The 11,262-nt window shown below is 70.9% G+C and carries 8 protein-coding genes and 1 pseudogene; 4 read left to right on the top strand and 5 right to left on the bottom strand.

Features of this window, described 5'->3' with window-relative positions; genetic code table 11:
* Positions 1–72: 72 nt before the first annotated feature.
* Entirely contained in the window at positions 73–1,110 is a 1,038-nt protein-coding gene (locus tag JOD54_RS27690) for a DUF4429 domain-containing protein (RefSeq protein ID WP_204454766.1), read from the top strand.
* Here the strand turns inward: JOD54_RS27690 and JOD54_RS27685 are convergent.
* The 3 genes from JOD54_RS27685 to JOD54_RS27675 all read right to left on the bottom strand — a co-directional run bounded on the left by JOD54_RS27685 (position 1,076) and on the right by JOD54_RS27675 (position 4,479).
* Positions 1,076–2,320: an alpha/beta fold hydrolase gene (locus JOD54_RS27685; RefSeq protein ID WP_307860342.1), complete on the bottom strand. Its 1,245-nt coding sequence runs from the start codon at positions 2,318–2,320 to the stop codon at positions 1,076–1,078. The two genes, JOD54_RS27690 and JOD54_RS27685, sit on opposite strands and share 35 nt — an antisense overlap.
* Positions 2,321–2,331: 11 nt before the next feature.
* Complete coding sequence (locus tag JOD54_RS27680) at positions 2,332–3,168, bottom strand: DUF4262 domain-containing protein (RefSeq protein ID WP_204454762.1); 837 nt, start codon at positions 3,166–3,168, stop codon at positions 2,332–2,334.
* Between the two features lie 63 nt (positions 3,169–3,231).
* Positions 3,232–4,479, bottom strand: coding sequence for a hypothetical protein (locus tag JOD54_RS27675; protein ID WP_204454760.1), 1,248 nt, complete (start codon positions 4,477–4,479; stop codon positions 3,232–3,234).
* Between the two features lie 365 nt (positions 4,480–4,844).
* Between JOD54_RS27675 and JOD54_RS27670 the strand changes: the two genes are divergently transcribed.
* Complete coding sequence (locus JOD54_RS27670; RefSeq protein WP_204454758.1) at positions 4,845–5,291, top strand: hypothetical protein; 447 nt, start codon at positions 4,845–4,847, stop codon at positions 5,289–5,291.
* Between the two features lie 48 nt (positions 5,292–5,339).
* Here the strand turns inward: JOD54_RS27670 and JOD54_RS27665 are convergent, their stop codons facing one another.
* Positions 5,340–6,017 carry an MBL fold metallo-hydrolase gene (locus JOD54_RS27665; RefSeq protein ID WP_204454756.1) on the bottom strand — a complete coding sequence of 226 codons (678 nt, stop codon included), beginning with the start codon at positions 6,015–6,017 and terminating at the stop codon, positions 5,340–5,342.
* Positions 6,018–6,120: 103 nt separating this feature from the next.
* Between JOD54_RS27665 and JOD54_RS27660 the strand changes: the two genes are divergently transcribed.
* Positions 6,121–7,356, top strand: a complete 1,236-nt coding sequence (locus JOD54_RS27660; protein WP_307860341.1) for an acyltransferase family protein — start codon at positions 6,121–6,123, stop codon at positions 7,354–7,356.
* On the opposite strand, the pseudogene JOD54_RS27655 reads toward JOD54_RS27660, so the two are convergent.
* A pseudogene (locus tag JOD54_RS27655) lies at positions 7,320–8,012 on the bottom strand (maleylpyruvate isomerase N-terminal domain-containing protein); the annotation flags it as partial. The gene JOD54_RS27660 and the pseudogene JOD54_RS27655 overlap by 37 nt on opposite strands.
* A 374-nt stretch (positions 8,013–8,386) precedes the next feature.
* Here JOD54_RS27655 and uvrA point away from each other — a divergent pair.
* On the top strand, positions 8,387–11,239 hold the full coding sequence (gene uvrA / locus JOD54_RS27650; RefSeq protein ID WP_204454752.1) for an excinuclease ABC subunit UvrA: 2,853 nt from the start codon (positions 8,387–8,389) through the stop codon (positions 11,237–11,239).
* Positions 11,240–11,262 lie beyond the last annotated feature (23 nt).

The following is an 11,262-nucleotide window of genomic DNA, read 5'->3' as shown; positions in this document are numbered from 1 at the left end:
TGTGACAGTGCGCACCTGATCAGGCACTTGGTGCGTAATATCACGGAAGGGGGTCGTGGCGAGGAGGCGCGCGTGGACGGCATCGGCATCTCCGTGGCGCTCGACGGCGGCCACCTGTGGGTCACCCCGACCAACGCGGTCGGCAGGCTCGCCCTCGGCGGCGGACCGCTCACCGTCGACCTCCGCGAGATCGCGACGGTCACCGTGCACGACGCCGGGCCGCTGCGCAACGGCAGGCTGGATCTCCGGCTGCGCGACGGCCGCAGCTACCAGCTCGCCTTCACCCGCGCCCACCAAGACGATTTCGCCCGACTGCAAGGCATCCTCGCCGCGCGGCGGGGTCCGCAGGTACCGCTGCCCCGTGCGGCGGACCTGGCGGCCCCGCTGCGCGGCAGGGGAGTGTTCTGCCAGGCCGTCGCGGAGGAGACGGCGGTGGTGCGCGCGCTCTGCGGTCCGGCGATGACGGGGGAGCGGGTCACCCGGGCGGAATTGCGCCTTCGCGACGGCGCCGTGCAGGTCCTCGTCGAGGGCTACGCGGTGGGGGTGCTGCCGGAGGACGCCGCCCGTGCGTACCGGGTGCCGCTGGAGCGGCTGGGCGGCTCCGGTCGGTGCCGTGTTCGATTGTGGTGGACCCGGGAGCACGCCGAGTTCGCCTGCGCGGTCGCGTTGGACCTCGCCGAGCCGGAGTTCGCCTTACCGCTCAACGCGATCGACCCCCTGGAGCTCTACATCCCGCCGGGGCGCCCGTTCCAGCTGACCCACGAGAACGACCACCTGGACGTGCTCGTGCCGCTGATGGAGCGGGCCTACCTGCCGGGCAAGGCGTTGGTGGTGGCCAGCCTGCACCTCGTCGAACGCGCCGGGCCGCGCTCGACGAGCGTGGTCGTGGCGCTGAAGGTGGACGGGCAGGAGATCGGCGAGCTCGGTCGGCAGACCTCGGGGCGGTTCCGGACGCTGGTCGGGCCGCTGGAGGAAGCCGGGGTGCCGTGCTTCGCCGACGTGGCGCTGGTGGGCAACGCGATCGCCGTCGAGGGTCGGGTCCTGCTCACCCCGCCGGAGGAGCTGCCCGACGAGTTCATCCAGCGTGTCCGGGGCCTTCTCCGCGCCTGAGCATGGAGATCAGCCGGTCCAGCACCGCGCCGTCGCTGACCCGCAGCCCGTCGTGCTCGTACTCGGCGGTCAGCCACGGCCGCGCCCCGGCGATCGTGCGGGCGGTCTCCATCGAGAGCTCGCGGGCCACGTACATGTCGTCGTGGTACACCGCCGCCGCTACGGGAACCTCATTGGCCTTCAGCTGCGCGACGTCGTAGAGCTCGGTCCAGGTCGGCTCTTGGGCCAAGATGTGCGCGGTCTCCCGGAACGGCGCCAGCGCGGGATCGGTGTCGAACAGGGACGGGTAAACCATCTCGCCGGTGAACAGCAGCGGGTCGTCCTTGTCGAACTCGGGGAACTCGCCGCGCACACGTTGGGCCGCCCAGTTGGTGGCGCCTTCTCCCCGCGCGTAAGAGGCTTCGTGGAGCAGGAAGTACAGGGGAGAGGTGGAAGCCCACGACAGCTCGCGTTCGACGTCGACCAAGAAGGCGTCTGCCAGTTGGTCCCCGTCGAAGGGGGCCTCGAGGAGGTAGTGCAGCCGGATGCTGCCGGTCGCTGATCCCAGGAGGTTTCCCAGTCCCTGGAAGGCTTCTACGGTAAGTGGTCGACCAGCGGGGAGGCGGACCGTGTTGTCCCTCAGGAATCGGGCAATGCTGTGCGCGCGTTCGACGTCCTGCGGATAGCGCTCGAAGTGAGCGGTGTTCTTGCCCAGAACCGTTTTGTAGAGGATCCGGTACACATCGTCCGCTGTGGACTCCAAGCCCGGAAGTCCACCGGTGGTGAAGACCTCGCTGAGACCCTCTGGTGCGAAGGACAGGTAGGTGACAGCGCAGTAGCCGCCGTAGCTCTGCCCCAGGACGCTCCACTTGCCACTCGTCACCTGGCGCCGGATGAGCTCGGCGTCGCGCACGATGGAGTCGGCGCGGAAGTGCTTCAGGTATGAGGCTTGTTGCTGCGGAGTTCCTTGCTTGGCAAGGGAATGCCGGGTGACCGGAGTGGACCTACCGGTGCCGCGCTGGTCCAGGAGCAGGAGGCGGTAGTCGGCCAGCGCGCGCCGCAGCCACCCCTCGCCACCCAGCGGCCTGGGCGACTGCACGCCGGGGCCACCGTTGAGGTAGAGGAGGTACGGGAGGTCGGACCGTCCACTGGTGACCTCGCGCGCATAGACCTCGATCGTCTCGCCGTCCGGCTTGGCGTGGTCCAGCGGGACGCGGAACGTGCGGTCCACGGTCGTGATGGTCATACGGTGCCCGCGCTCTGCCATGCCGCCACGCTGGCGTCCAAGTGCTCTTGGCCGCGCTCGACCGGCGTCCACGTGCCCTCGTGGACCACCACCGCGGCGTCGTCGGCCAGGTCGGCCGCGCCGTAGAGGACCGGGTGCCGGGTCGTGATGTCGCCGAGGTAGGCCAGGGCGAGGTCGTCGGCGCCGTACCCCCGCTCGTCGAGGACGTCGTAGAGCCCCTCGCCGCGCGCCAACCACACCGGCGACCGGCTACCCTCTACAATGGACCTGCTGGTCAACGCCCACACGTCGGGGCTGGTCGGGAACGGGAAGTCCGCGCCGAGCTCGCCGAGCAGCCGCCACGGCCCCGCGGGCTGCGCCGCCACCGGCCCCCACGCCCACGGCTGCGAAACCCGGCAGTCCTCCTCCGCGTCGGCGTCCCAAGGCCACCGCCCCGCGCCGTCGGGCCACAACAGCACCGACATCGGCGCGGGCCCCCGGTAGAAGTACCGAGCCGAGTCGAACAGCCCCCCGAACCACGATTCGTGCACCGGCCGCAACCGGGTGGGGGCCTCATCGATCACCCCACCGAAGTCCACGTCCGGCTCCGGCCACCCCCGAGCCCGCCCCACCTCGACGCACCGGCCCAACCACCCGGCCATGTCCTCGCCACCCAACCCGAACATCGCCACGTCCGGCACACCCGCGCTGTGCCACAGCCCCACGGTGTGCGCGAAGTCGAACTGGGCCCCCGAGACCTCGACCACCCCAGCCCCGAACTCGGCAACGGCGTCGAGAACCTCCGCGAACCCCTCGTCCCGGTCCCCCACGCACAACTGGCAGCCACATCTCACGCCCGGACTGTACCGACCCGCCCACGCTCCCCGTGATCGTTCCCGCTTGCCAGTCCCGGCCCGCTACCCCTGCTCGGTGCGGCCGAGGATCCGCTCGGCCAGCTCCTCCACCACGCTCCACGCGTTGCGCCACGCGGACTTCACCCCCGCCGGGACGGTCGGGTCGGCGAGGAGCTTCATGACGTGGCCGTGGAGGTCGCCCATCGCGTACTGCATGAAGGTCTCCGCGCAGAACTCGCCGAACTTCTCCGCCTGGTAGGCCTGCCGCTGCCGGGGGGACAGCCGGTGGCCGTTCGGGTCTTCCCACAGGTCGAGCCCGAGCAGGTACTGGTCGGCGCGGCGCAGGGTCCGCCAGGACCGGTAGAAGGTCTTGGCGTGCGAGGACATCTGGTTCCAGTAGGCCTGGCACTCCGCGAGGCTCTCCGACGCCTTGGTGAGCCCGGAGTCGTCCAGGCGGTCGAACCGGTCGCGGAGCTCGGTGACGTCGTCGGTGGCGAGCATGACGGGCATCGGGCGGTGGTCGAGCAGGGCCAGTTCGAACATGGGGTGGCCGATCTCGTGGACCAGCAGCCGCAGGAACGCCCCGGGTGGCGTCACCAGCATCTGGGAGATGTGGATCTCCTGCTCGGCGGGCTTGTAGACCCCGCCGCCGCGCCCGTTCGCCTCACGCGAGGCGAAGACCAGCTTGCACGGCAAGGTGGCCAGGAAGTCCGGGTAGCGCGCGAAGAACTTGACCACAGCCGCCGCCTGCGGAAGCGGGATGTCCAACGTGGGCGTGCCGACCAAGGTGCGCAGGGTGGGTAAAGCCTGTCGCGCGTTCAGCAGTTCGGTCACCGCCTCCGCGTGCCGGTCCGCGCCCGCCTGGCCCGCCAGGAACCGCTCCCGCACGACCGGCACCAAGCCAGCCAGCTGCTCATCGCCGCGCACGACCAACACCTGGACAACCCCGCCCGACGTTGTGTCCAGAGCCAGGTGCTGAACCCGGCCTGGCCCGAACACGTCGAACCGGGCGTTGTGCTCCACGATCGGCCGAGGCCCCCGCCCCCGCGGCTCCGATCCGAGCTGCGCGCCCGGGGTGGTGATCGCCGTGAACACCCGGTCCACCTGGTCGCGAACCTCACCCCGGCTCACCCCACCCGCACTCAACTCCGCGAACGCCGCGTCGAGATCCGACATCGACCCGTCGGACCCCTCACCGGAATCCTCGTCGAACCCCCTCCCAACCACCCCGGTCGGGTTCTCCGCCAGATCCGCGAACAACTCGTCGAGCCTGTCCCCCGGAACCCCTTCGCCACCCTGGTGCGGTTGCATCGCCCTCCTCCGCCATGATCGCCAGCCGTCGGCGGTTGTATCGCCGACCACCCCGAACCGTGACGGTCCGTGGCCACACCGCGACGGCGAGGGGCGGATGCTGATCTTGTGCGTCCGAGCTGGTGAGGCCGCTCGCAGGCTCACCAGACCCGGTCTGATCACCAGAGACGGCACTCGGATTGCCGTGTCCGAGCCGGGGCGCCGATGGCTGGCGACGTGCGACCCGGTGCTGCTGGTCGCTGCATCGACATGCCCGGATCGTCGGAGAGCTGCTCAACGCGCTTGAGTCGGGCCCGCGCACGCACGAGCAGTTGCTCAGCCTGGCGCGGTCGGAGTACCGGTTTCGCTGGGACTCGGATTCGCCGGTGCGCGCCAGTCCACCTCAGTGCTGCCGGGCGGTAGTCGCCGCGTTCAACGACCTCGGACTGCCCACCGAGCACCTGGGCGACGATGGCGACTGGCCCGGTGGTGAGCTCCGCACCAAGGCGGGCAGGCTCGGTGACGTGTTGGCGCTGGAAGCAAAGTGCGCCGGGGACGGTGCGGTCCAAGAGGCGTCGGGTGGTCTCGTCGCGTTGGTCAACCGGCAGGCCATCGCTCCGTTGTCGCCGGGGCAGTTGACGCCCTTGCTGGATCCGACGCTGTCGGCTGTCGAGCGTTGCGCGCACTTCGAGCGGCTCCGGGCTGCCCAGGACCGAGCCGCCCGTATCGAGCGGGATGGGAAGAGCCCGCCGGTCTACCGGGCGACGATGACGTTCGACACCATGCGGCGGCGGATCGCGGGGCCGGGCAGGCAGTGGGACGCCTGTTCGTGACGCGTGACGGGGCGGGGGAACCGGCGCCGCGGTTCCCCCGACCGGGCACTACCAGCCGCGGGCGCGCCATTCGGCCAGGTGGGGGCGTTGGGCGCCGAGGGTCGAGTCGTCGCCGTGGCCGGGGTAGAAGGGGGTGGGGTCGGGGAGGGTGTCGAAGATCCGGGTGGTCACGTCGTCCAGCAATGACGTGAAGTTCTCGGGGGTGGAGGTCTTGCCGACGCCGCCGGGGAAGAGGGAGTCGCCGGTGAACAGGTGGGGGGTGCCTTCGGGGTCGCGGTAGAGGAGGGCGATGGAGCCGGGGGTGTGGCCGCGCAGGTGGATGACCTCCAGGGCGACCTCGCCGACCGTCACCACGTCCCCGTGTTCCACCAGGCGGTCCGGCGGGACCGGCAGCGGGTCCGCGTCGAGGGCGTGCGCGATGGTGTTGGCGCCGAACGCGCCCGCTGTGGCGCCGAGGGCCTGCCAGTGGTCGGGGTGCTGGTGGGTCGTGACGATGGTGCGCAGGGTCGGCCGGTCCTGGCCGTAGCCGATCAGGTCGGACAGCCGCTGCGGGTCGTTGGCGGCGTCGACCAGCAGCGCTTCGCGGGTGGCGCGGCAGGTGAGCAGGTAGGCGTTGTTGTCCATGGGGCCGACCGACACCTTGGTGATGGTCAGCGCGGGCAGGGTGCGGCGGGCAGCGGCACCGCCGGGCTCGACGTGCCCGGTGTAGTCGTCGACGAGGTCCACGGGCGCCGACGGTACCTCCTCCGGCGGACCCCGGTCGGGCCCCTTATCCTGTTACCTGAGCGTGACCTGAAACTCGCCCCCTGTCGCCGACACCTGTGAGCCCGTGACCTCCCAGACAGCGAACCAGAAGCGGTCCCCGCGCAAGATCAGCTGGGACGTGCTGCGGGTCGTGGCCGTGTACTCGGTCGTGATCCAGCACATCACCCACCAGTCGCCGATCAACCACGCGGAACTCGGGCCTTACCCGTTCGTGCTCCCGCTGCAGTTCGGCGCGAGCACCCTGCTGGTGATCTCCGCCTTCTTCGTCTGCGTGACCGTCCGCCGCGGCGCCACCAAGCGCTGGTTGTTCAGCCGGGTCGCCCGGCTGCTCCCGGCGTACCTGGTCGCGGTGGTGCTCACCTACGCCGTCTCGCGCGCGGTCGCCGCCCAGTTCGGGTGGTACCTGCCGACGCACACCGACCTGGTGGCCAACCTGTTCCTCGTGCAGGCGTGGTCGCCGGAGTTCCACTGGGTCGACGCGTCGTACTGGACGCTGCCGGTGCAGATCATGTCGTTCCTCATCGCCGCGCTGCTGTGGCCGCGCGGTTGGCTGCGCGGCAAGGCGCTGCCGATCACGCTGTGGACCCTGGTGGTGGCCCCGGTGGTGATCCGGTTCGCCTGGCGGCACGACGACGCCGCCCAGTGGATCAAGTCCGCGTTCGACGGGCTGGCGCTGCACCGGGTCGCGCTCTTCGGCGTCGGCGTGGCGATCTGGCTGTGGACCCGCCACCGGATGTCCGGCGCGCACCTGGCGGTCTACCTGGTGGCCGTGCTGGTCGCCCAGGACGCGCACTCCTACTTCGTCGACACCCCGTCGACCATCGCCTTCGGCGTCGTGCTGGTCGGCATCGTCGCCGCCGCGGGCGGGCCGGACTGGGCCGTCTTACGCGGCCTCACCCGCCCCGTGCAGTGGCTGGCGGGCATCTCCTTCGGCGTCTACCTGGTGCACCAGGAACTCGGCTTCGTGCTGGCGAGGTACTTGCTGGACAAGGGGATCGGCCCCTGGGGCAGGCTGCTGGCCTGCTCCGCGATGGCCGTGCTGCTCGGCTGGGCGATCACCAAGCTGGTCGAGCGCCCGGCGCACCGCTGGCTGACCACGCACGGCCCGACCGCCTGGGCCTGGCTGCGCGGTCGCGCCCAGCAGCCGGGTCAGCCCCAGGCACCCAGGTCCGGCAGCGTCCCGATCAGGCCGGTGCCCGCCGTCCTGCCCGCCAGCCAGCCCAGCACCGCCGCGGCGGGCCCGGCCACCTCGCGTGAGGTGGATGAGTGGGCCGCGATGGCCAGCTCCCAGGTGCGCTGACGCCCGTCCGGCAGGTCGGCGACCAGCCGCAGCGGCTCGCCGTCGGTGCGCGCCCGGTACGGCCGGACCGCCAGGTCCAGCAGCCGGTCCAGGTGCGCGGCGGGGATGTCGGCGTAGTCGACGCCGCTGTCGAGGTCGACCATGTGGTTCCACGCCTCGAACAGGGCGAGCTCGGGGACCTCGGCCGCGGGCAGGCTCCGGCCGGACGGGTGCAGCACCGTCGCGGTCCAGTCGGCCTCCCCCATCCGGGCGACGGCGATGTGGAATCGATCACACGCCGCGTAGAGGTCCTCGCGGATCACCTGCGGCAGCCGCGCCGCCCCGTCGGCGATGTCGGCGTCGCGGTCGGCCCTGCTGGTGTACGCCGGGTGCTCCACCCCGGTCCGCGCCCAGGTCAGCAGGTTGACCAGCGCGTCGGCGTTGCGCGCGAGGTGGCTCACCACGTGCCCGCGCGACCAGCCGGGCAGCCCGCTCGGCTCCCGGTACGCCTGGTCGGGCAGGTCGGCGACCACCCGGTGCAGCACCACCCACGCCTCGCGCACGGCCCGGTGGGCGGCCTCGGCGAGGCTCGCGCCGTCGGAGCGGCGCTGACCAGGCAGGTCGGGCGCCGCGTTGGCCGTGGTACCCGTGCTCGCTGACGTGTTGGACACGCTCATCCCACCCCCGTCTGGTGCTGCTGGTGTGATCGGAGCAACGCGCTCCCACCACCAGCGTAGGCCGGTTCGCCTACTCGCGGGTACCGCTCCGCGGGTGCACGGGCGAGATCGGTCCGCGAGAATTGTCGGTGCCCCCGTCTAGCATCCCCCACGCCACTCCCGCAGCCATCGCGACGAGGTCGTCCCGCGGGTCGAGCCCGGCAGGCGCCCGGTGTCCCACAGCCGGGTGGTGTCGGACGGATCGACCACGGGTAGCACCCGGCGGTGCGGCGGGGGCCGCGCACCCAGAACCGGCTACACCCACCTGCGCTCGACCCGTGCGCACTTCACCGACCCGAGCGGGCCCACCGCTCAGCACTACCGAAGGGACCTCAGTGGCCGACCGCCTCGTCGTTCGCGGCGCCCGGGAGCACAACCTGCGCGGCGTGGACATCGACCTGCCCCGCGACAGCCTCGTGGTGTTCACCGGGCTCTCCGGCTCCGGGAAGTCCAGCCTCGCCTTCGACACGATCTTCGCCGAGGGGCAGCGCCGCTACGTCGAGTCGCTGTCGGCCTACGCCAGGCAGTTCCTCGGGCAGATGGACAAGCCGGACGTGGACTTCATCGAGGGCCTCTCGCCCGCGGTGTCGATCGACCAGAAGTCCACCAGCCGCAACCCGCGCTCCACGGTGGGCACCATCACCGAGGTCTACGACTACCTGCGCCTGCTCTACGCGCGCGCGGGCAAGCCGCACTGCCCCACCTGCGGTGAGCCGATCAGCAAGCAGACCCCGCAGCAGATCGTCGACCAGGTGCTGGCGATGGAGTCCGGGGTCCGGTTCCAGGTGCTGGCCCCGGTCGTGCGCGGCCGCAAGGGCGAGTACGTCGACCTGTTCGCGAACCTGCAGACCCAGGGCTACTCGCGCGCCCTGGTCGACGGCGCGGTGCACCAGCTGACCGACCCGCCGAAGCTCAAGAAGCAGGAGAAGCACCACATCTCGGTGATCATCGACCGGCTGGCGGTGAAGGCGAGCTCCAAGCAGCGGCTCACCGACTCGGTGGAGACCGCGCTGCGGCTGGCCGACGGCCTGGTCGAGCTGGACTTCGTCGACCTGCCAGAAGGCGACCCGCACCGGGTGCGCGGCTTCTCCGAGCACCTGGCCTGCCCCAACGGCCACCCGCTGGGCGTCGAGGACCTGGAGCCCCGGTCGTTCTCGTTCAACTCGCCCTACGGCGCGTGCCCGGAGTGCACCGGCATCGGCGTGAAGAAGGAGGTCGACCCGGAACTGGTCGTGCCCGACGACGAGCTGTCGTTGGCCGACGGCGCCATCGCGCCCTGGGCTGGCGGGCAGACCGCGGAGTACTTCGTGCGGCTGCTGACCTCGCTGGCCGAGACCATCGGGTTCCGGATGGACACCCCGTGGCGGCGGCTGACCGCCAAGGCGCAGAAGGCGGTGCTGCACGGCGTCAGCGACCAGGTGCACGTCCGCTACAAGAACCGGTACGGCCGCGAGCGCTCCTACTACGCCGCCTACGAGGGCGTGATCCCGTTCCTCGAGCGGCGCCAGGAGCAGACCGACTCCGAGTACATGCGGGAGAAGTACGAGGGCTACATGCGGGAGGTGCCCTGCCCGGCGTGCCGGGGCACCCGGCTCAAGCCGGAGATCCTCGCGGTCACCCTCGCCCACGGCAAGCAGGGCGACAAGTCCATCGCCGAGGTGTCCAACATGTCCATCGGGGAGTGCTCGGCGTTCCTCGACGGGCTCAAGCTGGGCAGGCGCGAGACGATGATCGCCGGTGCCGTGCTCAAGGAGATCCAGGCGCGGCTGCGGTTCCTGCTCGACGTCGGCCTCGACTACCTGTCGCTCGACCGCGCCTCCGGCACGCTCTCCGGCGGCGAGGCGCAGCGCATCCGGCTGGCCACGCAGATCGGGTCCGGCCTCGTGGGCGTGCTGTACGTGCTCGACGAGCCGTCGATCGGCCTGCACCAGCGCGACAACCACCGGCTCATCGAGACGCTGACCCGGCTGCGCGACCTGGGCAACACCCTCATCGTGGTCGAGCACGACGAGGACACCATCCGCGCCTCCGACTGGGTCGTCGACATCGGACCGGGCGCTGGTGAGCACGGCGGCAAGGTCGTGCACAGCGGCACCTTCAAGGAGCTGCTGAAGAACAAGGAGTCGCTCACCGGGGCGTACCTGTCCGGTCGCAGCGAGATCCCGATGCCCGCCCTCCGCCGCGCGATCGACAAGAAGCGGCAGCTGACCGTGGTCGGCGCGCGCGAGCACAACCTGCGCGGCATCGACGTGTCGTTCCCGCTCGGCGCGCTGGTGTCGGTCACCGGCGTGTCCGGGTCGGGCAAGAGCACCCTGGTCAACGACATCCTGGCCACGGTGCTGGCGAACAAGCTCAACGGCGCCAGGCAGGTCCCCGGTCGGCACACCAGGGTCAAGGGCCTGGAGCACGTCGACAAGCTGGTGCAGGTGGACCAGTCGCCGATCGGCCGCACGCCCCGGTCCAACGCGGCCACCTACACCGGCGTGTTCGACCACATGCGCAAGCTGTTCGCCTCGACCACGGAGGCGAAGGTGCGCGGCTACCAGCCGGGCCGGTTCTCCTTCAACGTCAAGGGCGGTCGCTGCGAGGCGTGCGCTGGCGACGGCACCATCAAGATCGAGATGAACTTCCTGCCGGACGTGTACGTGCCGTGCGAGGTGTGCAAGGGCGCCAGGTACAACCGGGAAACCCTGGAGGTGCACTACAAGGGCAAGACCATCGCCGAGATCTTGGACATGCCGATCGAGGAGGCGGCGGCGTTCTTCGAGCCGATCAAGGCCATCCACCGGCACCTGGCCACCCTGGTCGACGTGGGCCTGGGCTACGTGCGGCTCGGCCAGCCCGCCCCGACCCTGTCCGGCGGCGAGGCGCAGCGGGTGAAGCTGGCCAGCGAACTGCAGAAGCGCTCCACCGGCCGCACCGTCTACATCCTCGACGAGCCGACCACCGGCCTGCACTTCGAGGACATCCGCAAGCTGCTCGGCGTGATCAACGGCCTGGTCGACAAGGGCAACACGGTGATCGTCATCGAGCACAACCTGGACGTCATCAAGGGTTCCGACTGGATCGTCGACATGGGCCCGGAGGGCGGCTCCGGCGGCGGAACCGTTGTGGCGGAAGGCACACCGGAGGACGTGGTGAAGGTCGACGGCAGCTACACCGGGGAGTTCCTCGCGCACGTGATGTGAGGATCCCGGCGCCGCCGGTGGCC

The sequence above is a fragment of the Actinokineospora baliensis genome (genome assembly GCF_016907695.1).
In the GTDB taxonomy this organism is placed as follows: domain Bacteria; phylum Actinomycetota; class Actinomycetes; order Mycobacteriales; family Pseudonocardiaceae; genus Actinokineospora; species Actinokineospora baliensis.
This window is presented reverse-complemented; position numbering and strand designations above follow the sequence as displayed.

What these genes read in the sequence shown, in the direction of transcription:
- JOD54_RS27675 (WP_204454760.1), bottom strand. Translation starts at nt 4,479, where the DNA reads ATGCAACCGCACCAGGGTGGCGAAGGGGTTCCGGGGGACAGGCTCGAC.